The sequence below is a fragment of the Streptomyces viridochromogenes genome, from assembly GCF_001270495.1.
GTDB classification, from domain to species: Bacteria; Actinomycetota; Actinomycetes; order Streptomycetales; family Streptomycetaceae; genus Streptomyces; species Streptomyces viridochromogenes_A.
The window spans coordinates 21,375-46,330 of the sequence record NZ_LGUR01000003.1 but is presented as its reverse complement, the minus strand read 5'-3'; the positions used below and the strand labels follow the sequence as shown (position 1 = coordinate 46,330).

Genomic DNA, 24,956 nt, shown 5'->3' with positions numbered 1-24,956 from the left:
GTTACATGTTTACACTGCTACAGGAAGAAGCCCCGGCCGGTCCGCTTACGGACCTTCCGGCCACGGGCTCGAAGGTCGACCAGGGCCTCGTGCGCGAGCATCAACGCGGCGTAGGCATCGACCTTCTTCGGGCTTTCTCGGCTTTCCTTGCCGAAGCTCACGCCGTAGTTGTTGGTGCGCCGCCGCGCGTTCAGGACGTGCCGGCGGAGCTTGCGGTCGCCGTCGTGGGCGACCTTGCGATCGAAGATCGAGCGCATCAGGCGCTCGTTCGCGAGGGTCGACGCCTTCAGGCTGGTGCGCATGTCCCAGCCGATCGCGTCCTTGCCGGGCGCCTTCACGGCCAGGCCCTCGCCGTACGTCTCCGACCACTCGGAGATGTATGACTCCCAGAGCGCCACGTCGGCGTACATGCCTCGCACCTCGAAGGTGCCGAAGGCTTCGTGCACGGCCGAGTCGACCTGGGCGCGGGGAACTTCCCAGTCCTGGCCCTGCGGTCCGTCCGGCTTCTCCCACAGGCCGAGCACGAAGGCGCACATGTCCTTGACGCGCAGGGCCACCAAAGCCGTGCTGTCGTCTCGAAGGCCACCGTCAAACCCGAGCGTGATCTCGTCACCGGGCTGGAGCTGCTTGTCGTCGTCCCGAAGAACGTCCCACTCGGCCGGGCCGAAGAGAGCGTCCTCACTCGCAACGATCTGGTTCAGCCACATGCGCCGAGAGCGGCTCGGCGCGATCGTCGTGTCGAGGATCGACTGAAGGATCGTCTCGACCCGCAGCCAGACCGCGTCACCGCGGATCTTCGGCAGGACGATGCGAATCGCCTCGGGCGTCAGCGGCGTAGCCGGATGCGCCTCGATCGAGTCGTACATGAAGCCGATGTCCGCCGCTCGGCCTTCGAGGATCTTCTCGAAGGCTTCGCGCATTCGCTCGGCCACGCTGTCCTCACCGGGGAGGAACGCGTTCGTGATCGCCAGATACCGCGAGTCCTTCTTCGTCGCGTTGCCGTCGATTGTCTCGTACATGCGGTCGCCGTTGTTGCCGGTGACCCAGTGGTGCGTCTCGTTGAGCACCGTGAATGTCACTCGCCCGCCTTCGAGGGCGCGGAACGAGCTGGTGACCGCTTCGAGTCTCTGCCGGCCACCGTTCGCACGGATCAGCTCGGCGCCCGCCTTGATGCCGTACGTCTCGATGAGCTTGTCGCTCATGAGGCTCGGCATCAGGGTCATGGTGTTGCGGGTCTGATCCCGCGAGACTGCCGCGATCTGCACCCACGCCTGGGGGTGCGGCACGCCGACCGGCTGCCCCTCTTCCCAGTGGGAGAAGCGAGAGGGGCCGACGAACTCGACGAGCGAGATCACGGCCAGGAGCGGGTCTTTCCCCCACCCCTTGAGCCTCTGCAAGACGCCCTTGCGGTAGGTGAACCGGCCGGTCTCATCGACCGCGTACCACCAGAGCACGAAGCGGAGCTGCTCGCGCGTGAAGCGCCAGGGGCCGCCGTCCTCGGCCTTCAGGTACTCGGCACACCATCCGGCGATCTGCCAGCCGAGCGTGTGCTCGGGGAGCTTCCACGAACCGTCCGGCTCACGTAGCCAGGTCGGGCCGAGGAAGGACGGTTCGAGAGCGTCGATCTCCTCGTCGGTGAGCTTCGGGGGAGCCTTCATCATGCGGGCTCACCCCCCGGAGCTACTCGGCGAGTCCGAGATCCTTCTTGTAGTCAGCGATGGCGAGGACAGCCGCAGACTGCTCCTCGGGCTCGGGCTCATGCAGTTCGATGCGCACACGGCGCCGGTCGCCCTCGGCGACGAGCAGCCGCTCGAAGGCGCTGTAGATGGTCTGGAGCATCTGACCCGACCGCTTCCCCGACTTCTTGTAGAAGGAGAGGTCTTCGCAGAGGGAGTAGGCGAGGGCCCAGTCGCTCGCCTGGTAGAAGTCGGCCTGGCCGGACTCCTTCAGGGAGTCCCATAGGCGCTTGGCGATCGGATGCCAGGAGCGGTCGCTGTTCGGTATCTTCGTCGGCCGAGCGATCCCCTTGGTCACCGTGCTGACGTCGCCTCCCTTGCGGTGGCGAGGGCGTGCTAGGTCGGCTTCGCGTTGCGGTACGGGTCCAGGCACAAGCGCTCACCACCTAACCGGTTCCGGGGGAGTAGATGAATCGTCGCCATCGCCATCTCGTGCGGTTTCAGTCAAGGCGGCAGGCAGTGAGCAGTGAGGCGGATGCTCAAGAGCAGGTCGCCTTGGTCGAAGTCACCACCAACTACATTGTTGCTGCGGTCGCAGTTTTCAGCCTGCTGTTCGCTGGCGTGGGCTCATTCCTGCAATGGATGGCAACGAAAGACCAGCTGCAACAGAGTGGCGAGGCGCGAGCCCGCGAAAGAAAGCAGCAGGCAGCGCTATTTGACGTAAGGACCCAGGACGGACGTCTCTACCTGCGCAACTACTCGCATCACACCGTGCGCGGTGTAGACGTCTTCTTTAGTCCTGCGTACGACAGCAAGAATCAGCTTTGGTTCAGGGTCCCGAACGTTGCGCCTTGCACGGCTGTCACCTACACGTTCAACCTGAAGCAGAAGGATGGAAAGCCAATCCTCGCCAAGCTCGATTTTGCGAACCTCTCCTACCAGGATTGGGAGGGGAGGTACTGGTCCATGCAAGCTGATGAGGGGCTCGTATGGGTGGACTCCAACTATCGCGAAGAGCTGCGGAAGGACACAAAGCTGTTGATGTCCTGGACCAACATGGTGAATGGCCCGCGGAAGTACGAAGACCTACCGGATTGCTCAGGAAGCTAGAAGGTCCCGCCCGAGAGGAAGTGAGCTGACAGCCAGGCTATGAACGCGACCAGGACGAAGCGGCGTAGCCGGGTTGTCCGGTCCGGCACGGTGCCCTTCGCGGTGTGGAACCACTTCCAGATGTGCTCGGACAGGGTGTCGCCGGGCTCTTTCAGGTAGAGAGCGGCGCCCTCGATCACGACGAAGAGGCCGATCCAAGCGACCCAGGCAACGGTGAACACGGGCACCCCCTCAGAGGAGGCCCGGATGGGCCTCGGTCCGCTTGAATCGCTTGCCGATCCGGCGCCGTTGGGCAGCCAGGGCGAGGGCTCCCTCGCGGGAGGATTTGGCCTGGTGATGAAACCCGCAGAGTGCTCTTAGGTTGGTCTCTCGATGGTCATCACCAGGCACGATGTGGTCTACGTCCGTTGCGAGTTCCTCGCAGCGCTCCCCGTACTGATCGCGGGCGGTGCAGCGGTGACCGTCTCGTCGCAGGACGCGGAGTCGGATCTTCGGCCAGTCCGCCGGCAGACGCTCGCGCCTGTCCGACGAGGACCAGTTCGGCATCACACCTCCAGGTCGAGGAGGGCCGCGAACGCGGCCGACGCCTGTTGAGGGACGACGCCGTTGCCGAGGATCTGAAGCTGTTGTCCGCGCGTCAGGCCGGGCACGTCGGTGACGTATCCGCGGGGAAGGCCCATGAGCCACTCGACCCAACGCGCGCTGACGCGCGGACTGCCTTGAAGGCCGATCTCGGTTGGCGGAGGAGCGGCCCGGCCGGTCACGTCCTCCCACCGACGAATGCCGGGGAGGTACTCGCCCCACCAGGAAGCGGGGGAGTGGGGACCGTCGATCTCGGGCTCGGGCTCGCGGCCTTCGCGGATCGCGCAGGAGTAGGGGAGAACGAAGCTCGCCTCGTCGTCGAGCGTGGGGCCGTGACCACCAGCTCGGCGTTCGTCAGGGTGGCGGGGGCCGCCGTTAGATCCGAGGTTCGCTGTCGGCGTCTTCAGGGGTCGCGATGCAGAACCAACGGTCTCGCAGGTGGGGAGCACCAGCTTCGGAAGCTCGTACGCACACCCACCGCGCGCTATACCCGATCTCGGCCAGGTCGGAGACGACGACTTCGAGGCCGCGCGTCCGGAGGTTCGAGACGTTTTCCAGGAAGACGAAGCGGGGGCGAACGATGCGAACTGCTTCAGCGACGTGGACCCAAACTCCAGAGCGAGCGCCTCGAATTCCAACCCGGTTCCCCGCAATGCTGATGTCCTGGCAGGGGAACCCTGCGGTGATCACGTCGATCAGGCCCACGAGTTGAACCCAGTCGATGTCGCGGATGTCGCCGAGGTTGGGTGCGTCTGGGTACCTCTCGGCCAGGACTGCACTCGGTCCGGGCGCGCTCTCTGCGACGTATGCGAGGCGACCGTTCACGAGCGGGGCCACCGCCGCACCCAGGCCGCCGTACCCAGCGCAGAGTTCGAGGATCTCCAAGCGGACCCCCTCGCGCGAGAGACGTACGTACGTACTCGCGTCCTTCGTCTTCGATCAGGAGGCCCCCTTCGGGGGCCAAGCCTGCAACCTGCGATGTACGTACGGCGTCTTCATGCAGGCGAGCCCCGACAGGGGCTCAAGCCTCGCGAGCCTCGCGACTTACGTACTTACACTTACAAGTCGCTAAACGATCTTGCTTCCGGAAACGGGGAAGCCTGTGACCTCGCTCATAGTCCGACGGCGCCCGAAGGGCGACGGCGAAGGAGTGGTGCCGCCCGAAGGGCGGACAGCATGAAGACCGCAAGCGGCTGTGGCGGCCGGTAGGCCGCCCCTTCGTGAAGACGCCTTACAGGCTTGCGCCTGGGCGTGAGAGCGAAGGCGCTTGCGAACGACAAAGGGCGGCGCCGTTGAGCGCCACCCTTCATCTACACGGCCGCTGTTGGAGGGGCTCGGGTCATCTCGCTCTTCATCAATCCCTCCGCAGCAGGAAGCGGAGGATGAGTTGAGCGAGGCGTCTGAAGTCCCGTCGTCTCTCGGGGCTGCGCGACCAACCGGCCGGCAGGAAAATTCCTCCGAGTACAACGAGAGCGACACCCAGAAGAGCGACTCCTACCCATGGGTGGACTGCGATCGACACAGAAACGACTTCAACGCTCAGCGTGATCGGCAGCCCGCGGCTCACGGGTCAAATGTGCTCGCCATTAGCACATGATCCTTTCCTTCCAGAGCCCTGGCAAGGCTCTTCCGGTTGCACCTAGCGCTGGCGCAGGCATGTATTTGCCCCTGCGCCCGGGCCCGGCGAGGCACACGCGGTAACTGCGCGGTCCTGCACTCCGGGCGGCCCGCGATGACGTTGGAGAATCTGGTTGCAGAGCAGAGCGCCGCAGTGAGGTATGGCGTATCTCCTGACCGACGCCCTTGCTCTCCAACCAGGCATCGCGGGCGGTGCCTGATAGATTCCCAAATCGTACACAGGACGATGGGGCATCTTCCCGCATCTCCAGGGAAGTTGACGCCATTCGGCAGCCTGTTCGACCTTGGAACCGTGGCAGAATCCGAGCTGCTAAGACCCGGCGGCCGGGAAAGTCACCTGCGAGGGGTCATACCCCCACCCCTGCGCCCGAGCATGGCGAAACGGACATTGAGCCACCAGGCCAGCCGTTCGGCGTTGAAAAGTGACATACGCGCTCATGCGGTCGCATCCCGCGCATCTCACTGCATAGCTGTACGTGAGCGCATGGGCAGGGCACACAACGCCACACAGTCCATGAGCGGGCACATGAGGGCAACGCAACGCACAGCAGGACAGACAGGCCAGGTCCTACGCGTACGCGCGCGAGAGGGCAGGCAGGCCGGTCACGGCCGGGGTTGCGGTGCGGTCCGTCGGCCGTGTTAAGGTGTGACCACACCACGACGAACGGCCCGGCAACGGGGCGGACGTAAGGCACGCAGGAACGGGAAACCGCAGTTCACGCAAAGGGGTTGCGGGACGGACCGGAAAGCGTGTTAAGGTGTGACCGCACCGAACGAGCCGCAAGGTTAGAGAGGGGTAGCGCAACCGGCCACACGGTCCGGGCGGTAGGACAATGGGAGTGCCTACCGCTGACCAGGTCAAACGCGAAACTCCGAACGGTGAATGTGGTAAAGTTGAGACCAAGCCGAACCGGTCGGGTCCGGCGAATCAAATAGGCTGGTGTAAACTTGAGACCAGCTCGACGCGAAAGGCAAGGTCACTTGACCGAGTACGTGTTCAGCGACGCCGACCGTGAGAACGGCAAGGCGGTCGGAGTGAAGAAGTCGGACGGCGACTTCCGGTGCTACCAATGCGTCGACTTCAGCTTCTACGAGCGGAACCTCTCCGAGCAGGATGCCGAGGAGCGGTGCGCCTACTGCGGCGGGTTCGTCTTCATCGCCCCCGACGTGATCGCCCAGGTGGAGGCCGGTAAGCCGGTCCGGCCGGTCGACCTTGCCAAGCGTGAGGTCCAGCGGTTCGACCTGCTGACCATCGCTTACAACCTGCGGACCCGCCTGGACGAGGTGTCGTACGCCTACGACAAGGCTCGCCAGCGGATCGCGGAGCTGGAGGACCAGCTCGCCGACCGTGAGGGCGCCGGTTTCGTCGAGACAGTCGACGCCTAGCCCTGAGTGTAAACCTGTAACCAGGCCGCCCCTTCCCACACAGGGAGAGGGCAGGGGCGGCCCCCTCTCCTGACTGTGAGGACACATGCACTCCGACTACGGCACGCCCTCTGATGAGGTGCTCGCCAAGTACGCGGCCCGTCTGGAGGACGCCTACCGATCCTGGCCGTCCTGGCGCACGGGAACGTACGGCACGGAGGACACCCCGACGCATGTCGAGATGTTCACGTGGCACGACGACCGGACGGGTTGGATCGGGGACAAGTCGAACTTTGAGGTCGCTCGTGACCTGATCCGCTGCGCCGCCGACGAGGGGCGAACCGACACCGAAGTGTCGGACGAGCAGCTCTACGAGTGCGGTGGTGGGTCGTCGGCCTGGGACGTAGCGGAACTCTACGTCCAGGTCTACGAGGGGGGATGCCCCGAGGACTGTGCCGGCGTTCACGGGCAGGAGTGTGCCCCGAGCTGTGACCCGCTTGTGGACATCTGCTATGGGTCCGACTGCACCGGAGACTGCCACGGCACCCAGGCGTTCACCGCAGCGTTCCGCACGGCCGTCGCCCTGGTCGAGTTCGTCAAGTACGAGTATCCGTTCCTCGACGAGGACGACTACGACGACCAGCGTCGCGGGGTGTTTGAGGAGAACCTCGAAGAGGTCCTCGAAGACGTGAAGCTGCACTTCCCGTACGACTCCGAGGCCGACCACAAGTCCATCGTCAAGCACGGGTCCGAGGCTCTCTGGGATCTGGGTTACCGCGACGAGGACGGTTGCGCGGACTGGGACGACGTGCGGGAGGCGTACAACGACGCCCGAGACGAACACTTCCTTGACCTCGGTCGCGCGGTCATGCGCAACGAGATCCCGGGTCAGCTCGCCTTGGCGGTGGCCGGTGCGTGAGGACATCGCGATTCCCGAGATGCGCAAGGTGCCTCGCAGGCAGTACCGCGACTTCGAGGTCCACCGCTCGGCCAGTGAACAGTGCGCCGTCATGTCCGAGCCGGTACCCGCTCGCGAAGTCAGGGGCGGGGACGAGGTAATCGGCCTGGCCGCCAACCCCTCGCGTTACCGGCGGGACGGTTGGCGAGTTGGCCGGGTCCTGATCAGGGAGAACAGCGAGGGCCGGACGCAGATCCGCATCGGGTTCTACGGCGAGTGGATCACGTGGGAGGGCGACTCCGACACTCCGATCCCCGTGTACCGCCGGTGATCCCTCACCCCGCATAGCTCGGCCGTCCCTTCCTAAACAGGGAGTGGGCGGGGACGGCCCCCGATCCCCCAACGCAAAGGCGAAACACCCCACTTGGGGTGTCAGCGGCAGGCGGTTCCTGCCCTCTGACGATGCCAGCCCGCGTCAGTCCATCCCCATCACTCGAATGCGAGGCCCCATGAACACCCATGTCCAATCCGCGGTGAAGGCTGCCGCCGGCACCTTGCTGCCTCACGGCGCGATCTACTGCCTGGCCCTGGGATACGACCGCGAAGAGTTCCGGCTCATGGCCCGCAAGGCAGAGGACAAGGAGCTTTCACACCGGGCGAAGGAGTACCACCATCGCGCTGACTTCGCCGCCGCACTGCAACACGCGGTCTCGTGGCGGATCGTCGAGGACAACGAGCTGATGGTGACCCACTGGGAACCGCTCTTGGCCGCCGTCGTCCGCCGCGAGGCGTACGAGCTGGTCGAGGCCGACCGCGCCCGGAAGCTCCTTGCCGACAACCCGGACGACGAGGTGTACCGCGACATCTGGACGTGGGAACGCGACCGCGCGGACAGGAACGCCGCCACCCTCGCAGAGCTGAAGTCCAAGCTCACGGCCGTGCGCGATGCCGTCCGCGCCGCGACCCCCTGACCCTTCCCCTTCGGGCCTCTCTGCACACAGGGAGAGCGGGGAGGCCCCCTCACGAAAGCGCATCCAGACATGATCAAGATTGACGACTCGATCGCCTTCATCGCCCCCGAGTGCGGCGCACTGTCCCTCCTCGTCCGGATCGGAGACGTGGTGGTCGCAGGATTCTTCGAGCCCGGCGCGGCCGACCCGTCGGCCCAGGCCGTCAAGAACTTCGACCTGCCGACGTACGCGGACCGCGAGAGGGCGGCCAAGGCCCACATCGACGACATGGCCATTGCTCACATCCTCGACGGCTGGGACCTGATCGCCGTCTGATCCACCCCCCTTCAGCGCAAAGGCGAAACCTCCGAAAGGAGGTCGGCGGTAGGCGGTCCCTACCCCCTGACGATGCCAACCCGCGCGTCGGTAACCACTACCCAAGGTGTAAACATGGAACCAGAGAACGGTAAGCTCGCGAAGATTCGTGCCCTTCTTGCGAAGGCTGAAGATCCGGCCGCCAGTCCCGACGAGGCCCAGGTGTACTTCGCGAAGGCCGCCGAGCTGATGGCGAAGTACGGGATCGAAAGAGCGATGCTCGCCGAATCCGACCCGAACGCCGACCGGCCGGGTGACCGCATGATCGTCGTCGAGGGCACGTACGCGAGCGATCAGCTACACCTCCTTGGCCATCTCGCTCACGCGCTGCACTGCGAGAGCTTGAAGAAGAGCGTGACGCGGGGGAGGACCGAGGTTCATCTCTTCGGATACGAGTCCGACCTCGACCGCGTAGAGATGCTGTTCACGTCGCTCCTCCTTCAGATGTTCAACGGCGTCCGCCAGGGGCGCCCCGCGCCGGGCGAGAAGCTGATCACCTACCGGAAGGCATGGATGGCGGGGTTCATCCTCCGCATTCACGAACGCCTCCAGGAGATCGAAGCCCGCGCCCAGCAGGAAGCTCCGGCCGCCGCCTCGGGCCGCTCGGCCGAGCTGGTCTTGGCAGACCGAAAGTCCGTGATCGCGGCCCGCTTCGCGGCGGCCTACCCCGACGCCCGAACGCCGAGCGGCTCCTCGCGCCGACGTGGAACCGGCCTCGACGCAGGGCGGGCGGCAGCGAACCGCGCTGACCTGGGACAGACCCGCGTCGGTCAGCGGCGCCGCGCCCTCACCTCCTGACCGCCCCTCTCCACGGCCGCTCCCTGCATACAGGGAGAGCAGAGAGCGGCCCCCTTCGAACACAGGAAGAGCCGGACATGATGCCGTCCGTTGAGAACGCCGAGTCGATCCCGTTCGAAAGGATCAAGAAGCTCGTAGCCGACGTGCTCAAGACCACGCGAGAGGTCGACGCGTGGCGCAACGACTACGACCCCGGCACGCAAGAGTGGTACACGCTGTGCAACCTCGCGGAGACCGCCGAGAGCCTGGCCCTCGCGCTGCCGGTCGAGATGCTCCCCGACGAGGAATGGCGCCACGTCAGCCCTGCCGAATACGCGGCCTGCGACGAGCTGCTCGCGATCCTCGCCGACACCGAAGCCGAACGGCAGGCGTAACCCCTCCCACGCACGTGGCCCCTCCTCACAGGGAGCGAGGAGGGGCCACCCCGAAAGGCTACCAATGACCACGATCATCTGCGCCGAGTGCGGCAAGGCCCCCTTCGGCGTCCAGCCCTCCGGACTCTTCCGCTGCGACCGCTGCGGCTCCGAGATCACCGCCCGAGACCTGGTCTTCGACGAGGGCGAGGTCTGGGTCATCGACTCCGCCGGCACCCTCGGCTACCTCCCCGCCCCCAACTGACCCGAAGGACTCCGCCGTGAAGAACCTCCGCGACCACATCGAGCTGACTGAGGAGAAGGCGCAGATCGACGCCGACATGCAGTACGCCGTGACCTTGGAGTTCGGCCCGTACCTCGGTTACCTCGGCGCCTATGGCCAGAGGCTCGACCGCATGGCGAGCGAGTACCGGCAGCACGAGATCGCCCGCCGAATCCTCACCGCGTACGCCGACGAGGCCCTCGACCGCGCCAACGGCAACTGATCTCTCCAACTCCCATGAAAGGCAGGACACATGACCACCGCCCCGTTCCTCTCCTCCTTCCTGCGCCCTAACCCGCGCAACCTGGAGAGCCTCCAAGCGGCCTGGGCCCGCATGCTCGAACTCGGCTACACCACCCGCACCGAGCCGGTCGACGAGCCCGAGGGGTGCACCCGCACCCGATGCGCCGGGGTCCACGAGGGCTACCCCGGCAGCGAACACCGATGGGCCCTGCACTGCCTCCTGTGCGCCGTCGACATCGAGGTCTTCTACAGCCACATGCGGGAGCGCAAGGGCGCCAACCCGGCACCGCCGCGCCGTCACAAGGGCTGCAAGTTCAGCGGCCCGACCCGCGCCACGGCCCGCGCCGCCCGGTACGCCGAACTCGGCCTTGTCCTCCCAGCCTGGGACGCCGACGCCCATGCCGCCCGCCTCGCCGCCTGACGCATCCGAAGGAAGCCAACATGTCTGACGACGTTCTCGCCACCACCGACGACGGCCGTTTCCGCGTCCGCCTGGTCCGCGACGAGCACCCCGAGAATCCCCGCAACGACGACGAGACGCTCGTCCACGTCATCACGATCGACACCCACGCCGGGCAGTACCACCCCGTCGACAAGGACGGCGGCCCGCTTGCCGAGGCATGGGAGCGCTTGAAGTGGAACCGCTGGACCGGCGTGGACATCTTCACGCGCTACGTCTCGATCTACCACGGCGGGATCGTGCTGGAGTCCAGCCCGGAGCGGGGGCCGCGATCCCTCTGGTACGTGACCGGCGAGGAGGCCCGCGCTATCGACGGCGGCCTCATGACCGAGGGGTACGTCGAGGCCGAAATGCAGGAGTACGAGGCATGGGCCGAGGGAGAGGTGTGGGGCTTCGTGGTCGAGGAGCGCGTCGGCTGGACCCGCGACGACGACCCTGACGCGTCCATGGACACCTGGGAGCACGTCGACTCCTGCTTCGGCTTCTACGGCCGCCCGGATGCCCGAGCACAGGCTCGCGACGCCCTCCGCTTCTACGCCGCCCGATCCGCTGGCACCGTCGCAGCCCAGACCCAGGTGTAAACATTGAACCGGCCGCCTCTTCCCGCAAAGAGAGAGGGCGGGGGCGGCCCCACACGGAAAGCAGAGACCAACATGAGCGCGACCGAGTTCGAGTACGCCGGGCACGTCGGCCTGTCCTTCGGCACCGTCTACTTCGAGCGCTTGGCCGAGGAGCCCAACGACAAGCCGTGGGCCACCACCGACCGGCCGTGGGTAACCGCCTACCGAGTGACCGGCCCCCGAATCCGCGGGACGGTCCGGATCATGCCGAAGTACGACGAGCCGCTCGTCACCTGGCACACCAACGGCCCCAACGAGAACGCCTGGGAGTTCCTCCCGACCGGCTTCTACGTCGGGTACGGCCGAGCCCACTACGCCGACTGCGAAGGCGACCTCGAAGTGTGGGGGTCGACCCTGGCCGAAGGGGTGCACGTCTACACGAAGCGCGACATGGACTGGAACTTCTCCGTGCGCCGCAGGGAAGGCGGCATCGACGACTACCCGGCGCCGAGGGGCACCCGCGACAAGACGCGCGAGCTGATCCGGGCCCTGGTCGGGCTCCACCAGGAGGACGCCACGCACGTCTACACGAAGGCCGTCGCGGTCGCCCGCGAGAAGCGCGCCAAGCGCACGGCTGCCCTGCGCGAGGAGTACCGCGAGGTCGACCGGATGCTCCGCGAACTCCAGGGCCGTCACGCCGAGCTGCAAATGCGCAAGAGCCTGATGGAAGGCGCCTGGTCTTTCGAGGCCGCCATCGATGAGGCCGCCCCGAAGTCCGGGCCGACGTGGACTCTCGGCGCCCCCGTCCCCGCGTTCGGCGCCCCGGCTGCCGACAAGTGAGGCACCACCTACGCAAGCGCCCAGAAGGCCGCCTTCAGTGCACCCGATGCCGAGCTAGTTTCACCGGCCAGGACGCCGCCGACCGCTCCCGCTTCACCTGCCCTGGCCGCCCGCTCGTTCACGGACTCCTCGGCCGCCGCGAGCACATCCTCTATCCAACGTGGGCCAAGGACCGGAGCTGTGACGCGTGGGGCTGCCCCGACCCGGACCCCTCCCACAACTGGCACGGCCCCGACCCCTACTGCGACGAGTCCACCTGCGGTACCTGCCTGCACGACTGCGACTGCGACGTATGCGAGGGCCGAGTCACCGCCCCCGGCCTGTGCCGACTCGTAGACAGCCGCGAAGGCTGACCAACCCGAAAGGAAGACCCACTGTGTTCCGCCTGCACCTGCCGATGGAGTTCGCGACCAAGGCCGAGGCCCTGGACTGGTTCGACGGGCTCCGTCGCTCGGAGTCGATCCCGGCCGAGGCCGAGCTGTACGAGCCGGACGCGCTCGACAAGGACCGCCTCGGGATCACCTCGCGAGACCTGATTGTGCGCCGGGTCGACGAGCGCGCCGAGCACATGGCCGTACGGAGTCAGCTCCGCCGTCCTCGCAGCCACTGACCCCCGCAACGAAGGAGACAGACAGATGCCCGCACCCCTGATAGGTCTTGCCGGCGCCGCGCGCTCGGGCAAGGACACCGCAGCTCAGGCGCTTCTCGACATGGGTTGGACCCGCCGGGCCTTCGCGGACAAGGTTCGCGAGGTGCTGTACGCCCTCGACCCGGTGTTGATCGAGCCCCACTATCCCGAAGGGGTCACCTCCCTGCGGTACGAGGTCGACTCGTACGGCTGGGCCGACGTGAAGGAGATGTATCCGGTGGTGCGCGGCTACTACCAGCGGCTCGGTACGGAAGGCGGCCGGGGAGTCCTCGGTCAGGACGTGTGGGTCGACGCTCTGTTCCGCGACTTCGAGTCGTGGGGCCCGACCGTCATCACGGATGTGCGATTCCCCAACGAGGCGAACGCGATCCGGGAGCGCGGGGGGCTGGTCGTGCGGATCGAGCGGCCGGGCCAGGAGCTGATTCGCGAGGCAGGCCACGTCAGCGAGAACGCCCTCGCCGGGTACCTGTACGACGACGTGATCCCCAACGACAGCACCATGGCCCAGCTCCGCGACCGTGTGATGCAGCTCATTCCGCTCACACTGTAAACATGAGACCACAGTGTTAAGGTTGGTCCATGCGACTGACCCCCAGGAAGGAAGAGGTCGAGGCGTTGAAGGCGCTTTTGGAGGACCCCACCTTCGAGAGCGCCGACCAGATGGCCAAGGCCGTCTTCAAGGAAGCCGCCGACCTCATCCAGATGCGTAACACCCTGGCCCTCGTCCACACCTGGGCGGACGGCCACCGCGGCCTGAACTTCGGCCCCTTCGGCAGCGAGGCAGAGATCAAGACCTTCGCCTCGAAGATGGCGTTCGGAGGCACCGGCCGCCTAGTTCAACTCCACAGCCCCGGCGTGATGCTGGCCAACGTGGACGGCAAGAAGGGCTGGAAGGGCTACTGCTTCCACCCCGAATGCGGACACGCACCCTTCACCCACTCCGCAGCAGGCGCTGGCAGAGGCGCTTGTCAGCTCCCCACCTGCCCGTGCGACAAGTTCCGGGCGAAGTGACCCCCAGAACGGACCCGCCATGACCGAACTCCGCGCCCCCAGAATCACCACGGCCCAGGTCGCCGAACTGCGCTCCCTCCGAGAGGGCCAGCGCGTGACCAAAGCCTTCCTTGCCCGTCTCGCCGAGCACTACCTGAAAGCCGAGGCCGAAGGAGTGCTGAACCCCGCCCGCCACTTCGCCGACTACCTCGGAGTCCAGCGTCAGACCGTCCTCACCTACATGCGGATGGCTCGGCGGAATGGCCTCGCCCCGAAGAACCGTTCCTGATCAGCCGAAGGAGTACTCCGTGAAGACCGTCGACTTCTACACCTGCGACTGCTCCGACAAACGAGCCTTCCCTGACAAGCGCTCCGCCGAGAAGGCTCTCGGCCGCGCGCAGGCCAAGCGCGACCGCCAGGCCCAGACGATCCGAGGGCGCGGTCCGATCAACCGAGAGAACCGTGCCTACGAGTGCGAGTTCGGCATGTGGCACCTGACGAGGCAGTCCCGCCGCTCCTACGAGGAGCACGCCTCCAACTGCGCGGCCTGACTGTAAACATTGGACCGAAAGGGGATCGCTATCGCGTACCGCGACGACATGACAGCCCATCTCGCCAAGCACACCACCTCAGATGGGGCGCTGGGTGCCCGCGCTAGTGAGCGGGTGGCGGCTTGACGGCAGGCGGGAGTAACCGGCTGCTGACGCCGGAAGAAGTAGCCGAATGGCTGAAGGTCAGCGAGACCACGGTTCGGAATAAGTATCGCGCCTGGGGTCTAACTCCCCAGAAAGTCGGACGCCTTCTGCGTTTCCGTGAGCGCGACATCGTGACTTACCTGAACGAAAACTACGGATAACTCCCGTTCCTCCAAATTTCAACGACGGGTGAAGTCTGCCCAATTTTCAGAGAAAGGGGGCCGCATGGCCACCGTTTTTCAGAGATGCAAGACCGACGAGAGAAGCCCGCTTTACCCGTGCGAGAAAGTCCGCTGCGGCCATGACTGGACCGTCAGATACAGGGAGCCGGGTGGTCGGACGGCGAGGCAACGGGAAACCAGCTTCGCGAAGAAGACGGTGGCGGACGCCTTCGCCAACAAGGTCGAGAACGACAAGGACCAGGGAACGTTCATCGACCCCAACGCGGGGAAGGTCACCGTACGGACGTACGTGGAAGACTGGCTGGCGCGTCGTGTCATTGGGGACTCGACGTATTCGAACTATCGAGGATTCATTGACAAGCACCTGATACCCCGGCTCGGGCGGAAGACCATGGCCGGAGTAGCGAAGCGGGACATCGAGCACTTCAAGGCGGCAATTAGTAAGGAACTCGCTGCCAGCACGGTGTACGACCGAATGAAGATGGTGAAGCACATCTTCTGGTCCGCCAAGGAAGAAAAGGTCATCCAGGAGGACCCGACCAAGGACGTAAAGACCGCGCCGGGCAACAACGCGGTCGACGAGGACGAGATCCCCACCCTGCCCGAGGTCCGCCTCCTGCACCAGCACATGTCTCCTCAGTACAAGCTCACCGTTTGGCTACAGGCGGGGGTCGGGTTGCGTGTCAGTGAAGCACTCGCCTTCCACACCGGCTGCCTCCGCAACGACGTGATCCGTGTGCGCTGGCAGATCAGCTCGAAGGCCCACCGCGAGGACTGCAAGACGCGCCTTGTCCCCCTCAAGCACCGCGAAGAGGGCGAGTACCGCGACGTGCCGGCGGCGCCCTTCGTATGCGACGAGATCGCCGCCCACGTGGAGCTGTGGGAGCCGATCCCGCTCACCTTCCAGAACGCGGCGGGGAAGACGCGACAGGTCGAGGTGTTCTTCGCGCCTCGCGAGCGAGGGAAGGGCATCATGCCCACCGCCAACACGTACAGCTACCACTTCAGGAAGGCTTGCGTGGCGGCCGGGCTGGTGGACGCCGAGGGCAAGCCGAAGTACCACCCGCACTCGCTTCGCCACTTCTTCGCCTCGACGGCCCTGGCGGCTGGCATCCCGATTCACGAGGTCTCGCGCTGGCTCGGCCACAAGAGCATCAAGACCACGGTCGACATCTATGGCCACCTCGTTCCCGAGGCGTGGGACCGCTGCCGGGCGATCATGCAGAAGGCCATGGGCCCGGTGCCTGTCGAGGTTCCGAGCGAGGCCCCGGACGAGCCCTCCGGGTATGGCCCCGCAGCCTGATGTGCTGGATGTGCTGGATGTGCTGGATGTGCTGGATGTGCTGGGTGAGTCTCTACCGTGCTGGATCTGTGCTGGATCGGATCTTCAGAGGGCATGTTTCCGCAGGTGGGAGCGTTGTGGTGGACGTTCCGCTTCAATGTGTAGCGGCTGACCTATCGCCACGTCTCTGATCTGGCAAACATGCAGGTCAGAAGGGGTCCGACTCTTTGGGGTCGGGCCCCTGGTCTTTTCCGTGCCGGGATCCGCTTACCGGGAGTCGGCCGCGTCTCGGAAGGCGAGGAGCACCTTGCCCGAGATTGAGGCCCTGCACCTGTGGAACGCCCTGTTCGACCCCCGCGACATCCTCGACCTCATCAAGAGCGGCCGCACCGAGGACGAGGCCGCCTCCCGCTTGGTGGCCGCACTGCGCGGCGCCCTCATCGGCTGGTCCACGGCACCGGACCGGAGAGGCGAATGACAGGGATCGCTCCCCGGTGATCGCGGTCGGCGACCCAGGTGGACAGGGCCTCGGGGAAGTGCCGGTCTTCCAGGACGGAGGCGAGAGGCGTTCCGGCCAGACCTTCGAGCGTACGGAGCACCTCCGGAAAATCCGCCCGGCGTAGTCGTACGGCTGTGCGCGCGGCAGCCTCGGTCTTCCCGAGCCGCACCTGATCGTGCCAGCGGATGAGTCCGGAGATGAACATCTCGCACGCGTCCGCGCGGCCCTTCCGTAACTCGTCGCGGTTCAGCCCGAAGACCTCGATGCTCTGCCACCCCTTGCGGGTGCGGCATTTCAGCTCACCCGTTCTCGGCAGCAGCTTGAGATGGTCCGCCGGGTCGTCCACGGTTGGGTCGATGAGCAGGCAGGTGCCCGTTTCGGGGTCACAGGGGAAGAGGTCGCGCTTCTCGTTGCTGTTGCAGTGAGAGCAGGCCAGCAGGTGGTTGTCCCAGCAAAAGGTGCGCAGCGGGGTACGAGCCTTCGGCTCGAAGTGGTCGATGTCGGTGCCCTGGCTGTCCAGGCAGTACATGCAGCGGATGCGGCCGGGTGCCATCTGCTCGAGTAGACCTTTGATGTGCCTGCGGGCAGATTTCGCGGCCTTCCACTGCTCATGGGCGGCCTTGCCGGCGGCTCCCGCTTCCCGGATCTTCTCCGTGCGAAAGTCGCACAGCCTGGTCATCGCGTGAGTGGCGGGCAGCCGCTGGACGGGGATCACTCGTCACCTGCGAGGTGCGCCGCCATCTCGTAGACCCGTGCGGTGCGGGAACTCGTCAGCTTGGCCGCCAGCTCCTTGTACTCCGCGACTTCGTCGGCGCTCGCCTCACCGTCGAAGACCTTCTCTTCCAGGCGCACGAGCAGCCTTCGCAGCCTGTCCGCGCGCTCGGAGTACGGGGTCTCCAGGCCGAAGAGCTCGGAGAGCACGGCATCCTCGCCGCTGCCGTACACGATCCGCTGGTACAGGTCCGGTGCCACTGCCTCGGGCGCTCGCTGCTCCTCGGGCCCCGGCAGCCGGATCAGTCCCCCCGGGTCCGCGGCCTGGCAGATGTACGGGCTGTGGCTGGTCACGATGAACTGGATCCTCGGGAAGTGGCTCTTCAGCCAGTCGCCGATCTCCCGTTGCCAGGTGACGTGCAGATGGGCGTCCACCTCGTCGATGATGACCACACCCGGCATCCGTACGACCGGATGACCGTCCTCGTCCGTTCCGAGGTCAAGGGTTCCGTACGCGGTTTGGAGCTGCCGGACCAGATCGAGGACCAGGGCCACGACGGTTCGGAAGCCGTCGCTCATCTCCCGTAGCGGATAGGCCCGCTCCGGGGCGTCGGCCGGTGCCACCCACAGTCCTTCGGACGAGACCCGCAGTGCCCGATATCTGTCCGGTAGCAGGCCGTCGGAGAGCAGTTCCTTGACGGTGTCCAGGAGCTCGGTGGCTTCCTCGCTGCCCTCCAGGCTGCGCAGCCGCAACTCCTTGAGCCAGCTGACGCCCTCGGCGAGCGAGGCGTCCTCGTGGAAGAGCGAGGCCATCCGTCCGGCGGGCCCCGGCGAGAGCATCAGTCGTTGAGCTTCCCCGCTGCCACCCACGAGGCGCCGGAACGGGCCGTACGCGGCACAGAACCAGCCTTGCGGATTGTCGGACCAGGGGCCGCGGTCGGATGCGGGAGCGCTGTGAGTGACGCCGCCGTACCGGGACAGCGAGGGCTGCACGGAGCCGCCGAAGGTGCCGTGCCGGAGGCCGTCGGCGCTCGGCAGCGTCCATTCCAGGCCGAGCATCATGCGCCCGTCCGGTCCCCGGCCCCGGCCGGTGAGTTGGTCGACCGAGTAGTCGGGTGAGACGGCGGCCCGGCACCACCCTGCCGTCTCACCGGTGGTGATCCAGCCGCTGAAATCCCGGGCGAGGGCACGAGCCACCTGTGGGCCCGCGAGCGCGAGGGCCAAGGCGCGCAGGAGCGTGGACTTTCCGGAGCCGTTGCGTCCCGCGATGACCGTCCAACTGCCGTCATCACCGGGCTGGGGCAGGGTGAGCGTGTCCACTGCACGGGACCCGTGAAAGCCCCGGACATTGGAGAGGCCGAACTCTGTGACGTACACCCAGCCCTCCTTGTCGACCGTCTGTTCCCCGACCGGGGACGGCGAGGTCAGCCTCTCACGGGGTGCTGACACGGCCTAGGCAAGTTCGTCCGCGATGACCTCGGTCTGCTTCAGGACACGATCGACCGCGCCCGGCTCCTCGTCCGGCGGGTAGCCGAAGAAGTTGAGCAGCAGCTTGACCTTGGCGCGGATGCGGTCCTGGGCCTGGCTCTTGATGCGCCAGTCGATGGTGACGTCGCCCGCGACCTGCTCGTACAGCTTGCGGGCGATCTTTGACAGGGTGTCCTGTCCCATCTCCAGGGCCTTCGGGTTGGCCGCGATGGCGTCATAGAAGGCCATCTCGTGTTCGGACAAGCCGAGTTCGGCGGCGAGAGTGCGGGACGTGGACACCGCCTGGGCCACCTCGACGAGGAGTTTCGCCGCCTCGGCGGAGCCGATGAGGCCGTTGTGATACCGGTTCATCACCGCCTTCATCGCCTCGGAGTACTCCTTCCGCCGCGTGAGGTTGCTCGGGTGCGCTTCCTGGATCTCGCGGGCGATCGCGTCACGCAGGGCCTTGAGCGCCAGGTTCGGGTGCCGGCTGTCCCTGAGCTGCTGTACGAAGCCCGCGTCGAGGTGGGACAGGTCGGGCTTGGTGAGGCCGGCGGCGTCGTAGATGTCGACGACGCCGTCGGCGGCCACCATCTCCGCGTTCAGCTGCTCGATCATGCGGCGGACATCGGCCTCGGTGGCCAGACCCAGCTGCTGCCGGTGCTCCGCGGCCAGCTTCCGGTACGTGGTACGTACGGTCGCGAAGAAGTTGATGTCGGGCAGCAGGTCCTGTACGTCGGGGTGGGTGGGGCAGAGCGAGAACGCCTGGGACAGCAGGCGACCGAAGTGCAGGAAGCGCTGGGCACGGGTGGGCTCGCCGGGTTGGCGGGCGGGTTCGGCGGCCTCCAGGAGGTCGAGCACCTCACGGAGCGCCTCGCGGTATCCGGCGGTCAGCAGGGTCGCGCGCCAGGGGCAGTCCCGCAGTACGGCGGCGACCTTGCCGTGCATACGGCGTACGGACTTGACCGCCTCGCCGATGTGCGCGCCGATGGTCTCCTGTTCCTGATCGGCCTCCGAGTACGTGGCCAGCGCGTACTTGAGTTCTGTGGCCACGCCCAGGAAGTCCACGACCAGGCCGGAGGGCTTCTCGTCCCAGGTGCGGTTGATACGGGCGATGGCCTGCATGAGGGCGGCGCCGCGCATCCGGCGGTCCAGGTACATGGTGTGCAGGGGAGGGGCGTCGAAACCGGTCAGCCACAGGGACTGGACGATGATCAGTTCCAGTTCGTCCTCCGGCTTGCCGACCCGCGCCTGGATCTTCTTCAACTGGGCGGGGGTGCGGACGTAGTCCGCGATGTCGGACGGATCCTTGCCGGGGTTGCCGGTGAAGACCACCCGGATCTTCCCGGAGCCGTCCGGGTAGAGCTCGCTCTCGGGGTCGGGAGTACCGGCCCACTCCCGGCGGCGTTCGGCCAGGGCCCGGAAGAGGCGGGCGGCGTTGCGGCGTGAGGAGCAGACGATCATGGCCTTGCCGGGGCTGCCCGTCAGCTTGGTCATCTCCTGGCGGCGAGTGTCCCAGTGAGAGAGGATCGTGTCGGCGATGGAGCCGATGCGTTCGTGCGCACCGATGATGTCCTCGAAGCGGGCGAAGTCGCTGCGTGCCCGGGCTTGCTCGTCCGCGCTGAGCCCCTCGACGAGCCCTTCCGCCTTGGCGTTGAGCTCATCCAGGTCTATGCCCTTGGGGAGATTGACCTTGTGCAGGATCGGCTCGTAGAAGACGGGCACGGTCGCCCCGTCATCGACGGCCTGTGTGAGGTCGTACGTGTGGATGGTCGGTCCGAAGACCTGGCGGGTGGAGCCGGTCCGGTTGTCGATGGGGGTGCCGGTGAAGGCGATGAAGGTGGCGTTCGGGAGGGCGTCCCGGAGGTTGCGGGCGAAGCCGTCCTCCAGGTCGTAGTGGCTGCGGTGGGCCTCGTCGACGACGACGATGACGTCGCGCCGGTCCGTGATCACGGGGTGCCGGGCGCCCGTCAGCCGCTCCTCCTCGCTCACCCGGAACTTCTGGAGCGTGGAGAAGACGATGCCGCCGCCGTGCACGCGGCGGGTCAGCAGCTCGCGCAACTGCACGGCCGTGGTCGCCTTCCGCGGGCTGCCGCCGACCATCCCCAGGCTCTTGCTCTGTGCGAAGGTGTCGAAGAGCTGTGAGTCGAGGTCGATGCGATCGGTGAGCAGCAGGACGGTGGGGTTCGGGAGGTCGGGGATGGTGGCGGCGAGCCCGGTGTAGAAGAGCATCTCCTCGCTCTTGCCCGCGCCTTGGGTGTGCCAGACGACACCGGCCCGACCGTCGGTGGCGACGGCCGAGGCGGTGGCGGCGATCGCCTCCCTCACGGCGACGTACTGGTGTGCCTTGGCGAGCTTTACCGTGTCGACCTCGCCGCCCGTTTCCTCGGCGGAGTACGAGAGGAAGTTCGCGATCAGGTCGAGGAGGCGATCGGGCTCGAGCGCGCCGTGGATCATGCGGTCGAGGGCGAGGTCGTCGTTCCGCTCGTGCTTGCGCAGGAGGGTGCCGTCCTCCTCCGCGTGCCAGGGGGCCATGTGCTGCCAGGGGGTGTACGGAGTGCCGAGGCGGGCGGTTATCCCGTCGCTCGCGATCGCGAGGAGCAACGTACGGAAGACACGGTCGAGTTTGAGTTCACGGCGGTAGTTCTGGATCTGGTTGTACGCGGAACGGGAGTCGTCCGTGCCGCCTGCCTTCTTCAACTCGATGACGGCGACCGGGAGCCCGTTGACGTACAGGACGATGTCGAAGATGAAGACGCGTCCCCGGGCGCCCTGGACGCGGACCTGGTTCGCGGCGACGAGATCGTTGCCGTGGGGGTTGGCGAAGTCGATGGGGCGGACAGTGACGAGTCGCACCTGCTGAGTGGCGGGGTTCGTGTAGGACACCTTCACGCCGGCCTTCAGGTGCTGGTAGAAGGACCAGCTCAGACGGACCTCGTTCGCCGGGAACGTGTTGAGCAGTGTCTCGATCGCGTCCTCTACGGCGGACGAGGGCAGCTCGGGGTGGCGTGAGGTGATGGCCGCGCGCAGCCGAGGGTAGAGAACAAGGTCCTCCCACCCCTTCCGGTGCCCGTCCCGAGGGCGGAGGTCCTTGCCCCGGATGTGCTGCCAGCCGCGCTCGGCGAGTTGACCGAGTGCGTGGCGCTCCCACTCCTGCTCCGACATGGCACGGCCGGCGGCCGTGCCGATCTCCATGTCCGTCTGCGTCTCCGTCTCCATGGCGCCCGTTCCCCCGTCGATGGTCACGCTGCGTCCTCCACGATCTGTTCGGCGTCCTTGACGCGGATCTTTCCGGTGACGAGTTGGGGGAGCAGAGTGTCGCGGAGGGCGGTGAGGGTGTGGTTCTCCGCGCGGGCTGCGAAAATCGAATCCTCCAGGGACTGGAGGATTCCGCGTAGACGGAGCGTTGCGACCGCTTCCGCGGGAACGGCGAGGGGGAACGACGCCAGCTTGGCTCTGCTCAACTCGGTCTGGCCTGTGCTCCCTTCCCCCATGTTCTCGATCAGAGGCTGGGACAGCAGCATTGCGTACGCGCCGACCATCGGGTCTACGCGCTCCGGGTCGAAGCGGACGATGGTGACGTGGGAGTCGACCGTCACCTGCTCATCGAGGGACCAGCGCGCGACGCGGCCGAGTGTGCCGACGCCGGTGGAATTCACGAGGACGTCGCCCGTCTGGAGAAAACGGTCTGCCCGTGATTTCGGCGGAGTGGTGAATCGGGCCTTTGTGAGGTCTACGTGTCCGTCGCGGACGCACTTCTGATTGACGACCGGAATCCCTGCTTCGGGACCGGTGTATTTGGGGGCTCCTCCTCGCGTCAGGCACGACGTGATGTCCGAGATCTTGTGCCGGCGGACGGGGAGCGTGGCCAGTGCCCGACGGAGTTGGGCAAGTCCCAGAGATCGGGCATTGACCACGAGAGAGGAGTTCAGAGCGATCTTGTCGTCCAACGAGCCGAGGACTTCGGCGATGGCCTGCTGTTCGTGCAGCGGAGGCGTGTGAATTTGCAGCTTGCGCGCAGATCCGATGTTGAAGTGCTGCTGCACCGCACCCACGGTATGGGCGGATACGAAGGATCCGGCCGTCGCGTTGATCGCATAGCACAGGAATCGAGGAGAAACCTGCTTGGTCGGGCGCGCGATGATGATGTCGGAGCAGTTGGCTTCACCGAATCCGTCAGGGATCAACGCGGCAGCGCCGGGAGTTCCGGTGCGGACGATGACGATGTCGTTCGCGAGGAGCCGGGACTTCTTGAGCCGGTGGTGGAAGTCGCTTCCCACATAGGCGAGATCAGTCAGGTCGAGCCGCCCTGGGCGGACATTCTTTGAGCGGAGAAACGGGATTCCGCTGGGTAGGTATTCGCCGGCCATGGAGCTGACGTGGCCGACGGTGATGGTGGCGCAGAGCTCATTGAGTGTCCGGAAAGACCATGCGTCCATCAGAGCCTCCCCAACTGCTCGTCCACGACCTTGGCGAGGCGCTCCGACTCCGCGAACTGCTCGCGCAGTAGCGCCGTGAGCCGCGCGATCTTCGCCTCCACCGGCTCCGCGTCCGGATCGTCCGCGACTTCCACGGCACCTACGTACCGCCCCGGCGTCAGCACGAAGTCGTGTTCGCCCAGTTCGTCCAGCGGAACGCTGCGGCAGAAGCCCGGGACATCCTCGTACGCGGGTTCGCCCTCCACGCCCCGCCAGGAGCGGAATGTCCCCGCGATCCGCCCCAGTTCAGCCTCGCTGAGCTCCCGCATTGTCCGCGTGGCCATGAAGCCGAGCTCTCGCCCGTCGATGAAAAGGACCTGACCGGTCCGCTCCGCCGACACCCACGGCGACCGTGCGGGCCGCTTGCCCTTCCCCTCCGTCAGGAACCACAGACAGGCCGGGATCTGCGTCGACCGGAACAGCTGCCCCGGCAGTGCCACCATGCAGGCGACCAGGTCGTCCTCGATCATCGCGCGTCGGATGTCGCCCTCGCCGCCCGACTTGCTGCTCATCGAGCCGTTGGCCAGGACGATTCCGGCCCGCCCGCCGGCCGCGAGCTTGCTGACCATGTGCTGGATCCAGGCGAAGTTGGCGTTGCCGACCGGCGGGCGACCGTACTTCCAGCGCTCGTCGCCGTCGAGCAGCTCGCCGCCCCAGTCGGAGATGTTGAAAGGCGGGTTGGCGAGGACCACATCAGCCTTGACGTCACCGTGCTGATCGTTGCGGAACGAGTCCGCGGGCTCCTCTCCCAGGTCCACCTCGATACCGTGGATGGCGAGGTTCATCTTGGCGAGCCGCCAGGTCGTCTGGTTTCGCTCCTGGCCGTAGACCGAGACGTTGAAGCGATTGCCGCCGTGCGTCTCCACGAACTTCTCGGCCTGCACGAACATGCCGCCCGATCCGCACGCGGGGTCGAGCACCCGCTCACGCTCCCTCGGCTCCAGCATCTCCACGAGCAGCCGCACCACCGACGGCGGCGTGAAGTACTCACCCCCCTTGCGCCCCTCGGCGAGCGCGAACTGCGCGAGGAAGTACTCGTACACCTCGCCCATCAGGTCCCGTGCGCCGACCCGCTTCCCGTCCAGCGAGATCTGCGACTGGAAGGTCAACTGGTCGAGAAGCCGCACCAGTTCCGCCAGGGTGGGCTCGTCGACCCGCCCGCTGTTGTAGATCTTCGGGAGGGTGTCCTTCAGCGGCCGGTTGAACGACTCGACGGTCGCCATCGCACTGTCGATGACCTCACCGACGCTCGGCCCGGTGGTGCTGACCTTGGCGCGCTTCAGCACCTCGTTCCACCGCGCCGTCGGCGGCACGTAGAAGATCCCGGCCCCGGTGTACTGGAGTGGATCCTCCACTGTCTTGAGGATCAGTTCCTCCGAGGCCGCGCCTTCCAGCCCCATCTCGGCGAGCATGCTGCCACCCCGCAGCTCCTCCTCCAGCCGCTCCCGCTTCTCCTCCATCGCGTCGGAGACGTACTTCAGGAAGACCAGGCCGAGGACGAAGTGCTTGTACTCGGCTGCATCCAGGCTGCCGCGCAGTTTGTCGGCGGACTTCCAGAGGATGGACTTCATGTCCTCCGGCTTGGCTTGCTTCTTCTGGCGGGGAGGCACGGGAGGCTCGCTTCTTCTTGTCGCGGGAACCGGTAGCGGGAACTAGGGGGAGTCTGTCGCGGACCAGTCTTATACAGGGCCTCCGCCAGATCCGTCGCGTCAGCGCAGGTGCGGCCGGTCCATGCCGTGCACATCACTCGCCGTACCAAGGTGCTCGCCAGGTGTTCGCCGACCCGCGCCGGCCCGGCAAGCGTACGATGCCCGCCGCCTCCGTCTGCGGGGACCACTTCCAGAGGGTGCGCCGGGTCGGACGACAGGGGAA

Annotated in this window: 31 protein-coding genes; 21 read left to right on the top strand and 10 right to left on the bottom strand. The window is 66.4% G+C overall.

Features of this window, described 5'->3' with window-relative positions; translation table 11 throughout:
- Positions 1–17 precede the first annotated feature (17 nt).
- Positions 18–1,661: a terminase gene (locus tag ADK36_RS02270; RefSeq protein ID WP_234329638.1), complete on the bottom strand. Its 1,644-nt coding sequence runs from the start codon at positions 1,659–1,661 to the stop codon at positions 18–20.
- A gap of 19 nt (positions 1,662–1,680) precedes the next feature.
- Complete coding sequence (locus tag ADK36_RS02265) at positions 1,681–2,034, bottom strand: hypothetical protein (RefSeq protein WP_234329637.1); 354 nt, start codon at positions 2,032–2,034, stop codon at positions 1,681–1,683.
- A 161-nt stretch (positions 2,035–2,195) separates the two neighbouring features.
- Between ADK36_RS02265 and ADK36_RS02260 the strand changes: the two genes are divergently transcribed.
- Positions 2,196–2,786 (top strand): hypothetical protein, encoded by a 591-nt coding sequence (locus tag ADK36_RS02260; RefSeq protein WP_159391072.1) that lies wholly within the window; start codon positions 2,196–2,198, stop codon positions 2,784–2,786.
- Here ADK36_RS02260 and ADK36_RS02255 read toward each other — a convergent pair.
- The 3 genes from ADK36_RS02255 to ADK36_RS02245 form a co-directional block, all read right to left on the bottom strand.
- Complete coding sequence (locus tag ADK36_RS02255) at positions 2,783–3,007, bottom strand: hypothetical protein (protein WP_078950808.1); 225 nt, start codon at positions 3,005–3,007, stop codon at positions 2,783–2,785. The genes ADK36_RS02260 and ADK36_RS02255 overlap by 4 nt on opposite strands.
- 324 nt (positions 3,008–3,331) lie before the next feature.
- A complete protein-coding gene (locus ADK36_RS50885; protein WP_267887385.1) occupies positions 3,332–3,466 on the bottom strand; it encodes a hypothetical protein in 135 nt (44 codons plus the stop codon).
- A 277-nt stretch (positions 3,467–3,743) separates the two neighbouring features.
- Positions 3,744–4,253, bottom strand: a complete 510-nt coding sequence (locus ADK36_RS02245; protein WP_053196091.1) for a DNA cytosine methyltransferase — start codon at positions 4,251–4,253, stop codon at positions 3,744–3,746.
- A gap of 1,734 nt (positions 4,254–5,987) precedes the next feature.
- Between ADK36_RS02245 and ADK36_RS02240 the strand changes: the two genes are divergently transcribed.
- From ADK36_RS02240 to ADK36_RS45710, 20 genes are all read left to right on the top strand, one after another.
- The gene (locus ADK36_RS02240) at positions 5,988–6,392 is read left to right on the top strand and encodes a hypothetical protein (protein WP_053196089.1); all 405 of its coding nucleotides are present in this window, start codon (positions 5,988–5,990) and stop codon (positions 6,390–6,392) included.
- A gap of 85 nt (positions 6,393–6,477) precedes the next feature.
- Positions 6,478–7,290, top strand: a complete 813-nt coding sequence (locus ADK36_RS02235; protein WP_053196086.1) for a hypothetical protein — start codon at positions 6,478–6,480, stop codon at positions 7,288–7,290.
- Positions 7,283–7,600, top strand: coding sequence for a hypothetical protein (locus ADK36_RS02230; RefSeq protein WP_053196084.1), 318 nt, complete (start codon positions 7,283–7,285; stop codon positions 7,598–7,600). Before ADK36_RS02235 ends, ADK36_RS02230 begins: the two co-directional genes overlap by 8 nt.
- Before the next feature lie 178 nt (positions 7,601–7,778).
- Positions 7,779–8,240 (top strand): hypothetical protein, encoded by a 462-nt coding sequence (locus ADK36_RS02225; protein WP_053196082.1) that lies wholly within the window; start codon positions 7,779–7,781, stop codon positions 8,238–8,240.
- A gap of 69 nt (positions 8,241–8,309) precedes the next feature.
- A complete protein-coding gene (locus ADK36_RS02220) occupies positions 8,310–8,555 on the top strand; it encodes a hypothetical protein (RefSeq protein ID WP_053196080.1) in 246 nt (81 codons plus the stop codon).
- A 72-nt stretch (positions 8,556–8,627) separates the two neighbouring features.
- Positions 8,628–9,392, top strand: coding sequence for a DUF2786 domain-containing protein (locus ADK36_RS02215; RefSeq protein WP_199830078.1), 765 nt, complete (start codon positions 8,628–8,630; stop codon positions 9,390–9,392).
- A gap of 77 nt (positions 9,393–9,469) precedes the next feature.
- A complete protein-coding gene (locus tag ADK36_RS02210; protein ID WP_053196076.1) occupies positions 9,470–9,766 on the top strand; it encodes a hypothetical protein in 297 nt (98 codons plus the stop codon).
- A 64-nt stretch (positions 9,767–9,830) separates the two neighbouring features.
- On the top strand, positions 9,831–10,010 hold the full coding sequence (locus ADK36_RS02205; protein WP_053196074.1) for a hypothetical protein: 180 nt from the start codon (positions 9,831–9,833) through the stop codon (positions 10,008–10,010).
- Between the two features lie 16 nt (positions 10,011–10,026).
- On the top strand, positions 10,027–10,251 hold the full coding sequence (locus ADK36_RS02200; protein ID WP_053196071.1) for a hypothetical protein: 225 nt from the start codon (positions 10,027–10,029) through the stop codon (positions 10,249–10,251).
- Between the two features lie 30 nt (positions 10,252–10,281).
- A complete protein-coding gene (locus ADK36_RS02195) occupies positions 10,282–10,692 on the top strand; it encodes a hypothetical protein (protein ID WP_053196070.1) in 411 nt (136 codons plus the stop codon).
- A 20-nt stretch (positions 10,693–10,712) separates the two neighbouring features.
- Positions 10,713–11,312, top strand: a complete 600-nt coding sequence (locus ADK36_RS02190) for a hypothetical protein (RefSeq protein WP_053196068.1) — start codon at positions 10,713–10,715, stop codon at positions 11,310–11,312.
- Between the two features lie 72 nt (positions 11,313–11,384).
- The gene (locus ADK36_RS02185; protein WP_053196066.1) at positions 11,385–12,131 is read left to right on the top strand and encodes a hypothetical protein; all 747 of its coding nucleotides are present in this window, start codon (positions 11,385–11,387) and stop codon (positions 12,129–12,131) included.
- A gap of 376 nt (positions 12,132–12,507) precedes the next feature.
- The gene (locus tag ADK36_RS02180) at positions 12,508–12,741 is read left to right on the top strand and encodes a hypothetical protein (protein WP_053196064.1); all 234 of its coding nucleotides are present in this window, start codon (positions 12,508–12,510) and stop codon (positions 12,739–12,741) included.
- A 25-nt stretch (positions 12,742–12,766) separates the two neighbouring features.
- A complete protein-coding gene (locus tag ADK36_RS02175; RefSeq protein WP_053196062.1) occupies positions 12,767–13,330 on the top strand; it encodes a hypothetical protein in 564 nt (187 codons plus the stop codon).
- A 29-nt stretch (positions 13,331–13,359) separates the two neighbouring features.
- Entirely contained in the window at positions 13,360–13,791 is a 432-nt protein-coding gene (locus ADK36_RS02170; RefSeq protein ID WP_053196060.1) for a hypothetical protein, read from the top strand.
- Between the two features lie 19 nt (positions 13,792–13,810).
- Complete coding sequence (locus ADK36_RS02165) at positions 13,811–14,059, top strand: hypothetical protein (RefSeq protein ID WP_053196058.1); 249 nt, start codon at positions 13,811–13,813, stop codon at positions 14,057–14,059.
- 19 nt (positions 14,060–14,078) lie between these two features.
- Positions 14,079–14,321: a hypothetical protein gene (locus tag ADK36_RS02160; protein WP_053196056.1), complete on the top strand. Its 243-nt coding sequence runs from the start codon at positions 14,079–14,081 to the stop codon at positions 14,319–14,321.
- A gap of 122 nt (positions 14,322–14,443) precedes the next feature.
- Positions 14,444–14,626, top strand: coding sequence for a helix-turn-helix domain-containing protein (locus ADK36_RS45715; protein WP_078950806.1), 183 nt, complete (start codon positions 14,444–14,446; stop codon positions 14,624–14,626).
- 217 nt (positions 14,627–14,843) lie between these two features.
- A complete protein-coding gene (locus ADK36_RS02155; protein ID WP_234329636.1) occupies positions 14,844–15,950 on the top strand; it encodes a tyrosine-type recombinase/integrase in 1,107 nt (368 codons plus the stop codon).
- A gap of 286 nt (positions 15,951–16,236) precedes the next feature.
- On the top strand, positions 16,237–16,407 hold the full coding sequence (locus ADK36_RS45710; RefSeq protein ID WP_234329635.1) for a hypothetical protein: 171 nt from the start codon (positions 16,237–16,239) through the stop codon (positions 16,405–16,407).
- Here ADK36_RS45710 and ADK36_RS02150 read toward each other — a convergent pair.
- The 5 genes from ADK36_RS02150 to ADK36_RS02130 all read right to left on the bottom strand — a co-directional run bounded on the left by ADK36_RS02150 (position 16,367) and on the right by ADK36_RS02130 (position 24,694).
- Positions 16,367–17,143 carry an HNH endonuclease gene (locus tag ADK36_RS02150; RefSeq protein WP_053196052.1) on the bottom strand — a complete coding sequence of 259 codons (777 nt, stop codon included), beginning with the start codon at positions 17,141–17,143 and terminating at the stop codon, positions 16,367–16,369. The genes ADK36_RS45710 and ADK36_RS02150 overlap by 41 nt on opposite strands.
- The gene (locus ADK36_RS02145; protein WP_048583579.1) at positions 17,140–18,516 is read right to left on the bottom strand and encodes an AAA family ATPase; all 1,377 of its coding nucleotides are present in this window, start codon (positions 18,514–18,516) and stop codon (positions 17,140–17,142) included. Before ADK36_RS02145 ends, ADK36_RS02150 begins: the two co-directional genes overlap by 4 nt.
- A 75-nt stretch (positions 18,517–18,591) precedes the next feature.
- Positions 18,592–21,852 carry a type I restriction endonuclease subunit R gene (locus ADK36_RS02140; RefSeq protein WP_234329634.1) on the bottom strand — a complete coding sequence of 1,087 codons (3,261 nt, stop codon included), beginning with the start codon at positions 21,850–21,852 and terminating at the stop codon, positions 18,592–18,594.
- Positions 21,849–23,045 (bottom strand): restriction endonuclease subunit S, encoded by a 1,197-nt coding sequence (locus ADK36_RS02135; protein ID WP_048583504.1) that lies wholly within the window; start codon positions 23,043–23,045, stop codon positions 21,849–21,851. The genes ADK36_RS02140 and ADK36_RS02135 overlap by 4 nt, the downstream gene beginning before the upstream one ends.
- Positions 23,045–24,694, bottom strand: a complete 1,650-nt coding sequence (locus ADK36_RS02130; RefSeq protein ID WP_048583505.1) for a type I restriction-modification system subunit M — start codon at positions 24,692–24,694, stop codon at positions 23,045–23,047. Before ADK36_RS02130 ends, ADK36_RS02135 begins: the two co-directional genes overlap by 1 nt.
- Positions 24,695–24,956: the final 262 nt, after the last annotated feature.

What these genes read in the sequence shown, in the direction of transcription:
- ADK36_RS50885 (WP_267887385.1), bottom strand. Translation starts at nt 3,466, where the DNA reads ATGGGCCTTCCCCGCGGATACGTCACCGACGTGCCCGGCCTGACGCGC.
- ADK36_RS02185 (WP_053196066.1), top strand. Translation starts at nt 11,385, where the DNA reads ATGAGCGCGACCGAGTTCGAGTACGCCGGGCACGTCGGCCTGTCCTTC.
- ADK36_RS02210 (WP_053196076.1), top strand. Translation starts at nt 9,470, where the DNA reads ATGATGCCGTCCGTTGAGAACGCCGAGTCGATCCCGTTCGAAAGGATC.
- ADK36_RS02135 (WP_048583504.1), bottom strand. Translation starts at nt 23,045, where the DNA reads ATGGACGCATGGTCTTTCCGGACACTCAATGAGCTCTGCGCCACCATC.
- ADK36_RS02175 (WP_053196062.1), top strand. Translation starts at nt 12,767, where the DNA reads ATGCCCGCACCCCTGATAGGTCTTGCCGGCGCCGCGCGCTCGGGCAAG.
- ADK36_RS02225 (WP_053196082.1), top strand. Translation starts at nt 7,779, where the DNA reads ATGAACACCCATGTCCAATCCGCGGTGAAGGCTGCCGCCGGCACCTTG.
- ADK36_RS02165 (WP_053196058.1), top strand. Translation starts at nt 13,811, where the DNA reads ATGACCGAACTCCGCGCCCCCAGAATCACCACGGCCCAGGTCGCCGAA.
- ADK36_RS02170 (WP_053196060.1), top strand. Translation starts at nt 13,360, where the DNA reads ATGCGACTGACCCCCAGGAAGGAAGAGGTCGAGGCGTTGAAGGCGCTT.
- ADK36_RS02235 (WP_053196086.1), top strand. Translation starts at nt 6,478, where the DNA reads ATGCACTCCGACTACGGCACGCCCTCTGATGAGGTGCTCGCCAAGTAC.
- ADK36_RS02215 (WP_199830078.1), top strand. Translation starts at nt 8,628, where the DNA reads ATGCCAACCCGCGCGTCGGTAACCACTACCCAAGGTGTAAACATGGAA.
- ADK36_RS02190 (WP_053196068.1), top strand. Translation starts at nt 10,713, where the DNA reads ATGTCTGACGACGTTCTCGCCACCACCGACGACGGCCGTTTCCGCGTC.
- ADK36_RS02270 (WP_234329638.1), bottom strand. Translation starts at nt 1,661, where the DNA reads ATGATGAAGGCTCCCCCGAAGCTCACCGACGAGGAGATCGACGCTCTC.
- ADK36_RS02195 (WP_053196070.1), top strand. Translation starts at nt 10,282, where the DNA reads ATGACCACCGCCCCGTTCCTCTCCTCCTTCCTGCGCCCTAACCCGCGC.
- ADK36_RS02205 (WP_053196074.1), top strand. Translation starts at nt 9,831, where the DNA reads ATGACCACGATCATCTGCGCCGAGTGCGGCAAGGCCCCCTTCGGCGTC.
- ADK36_RS02220 (WP_053196080.1), top strand. Translation starts at nt 8,310, where the DNA reads ATGATCAAGATTGACGACTCGATCGCCTTCATCGCCCCCGAGTGCGGC.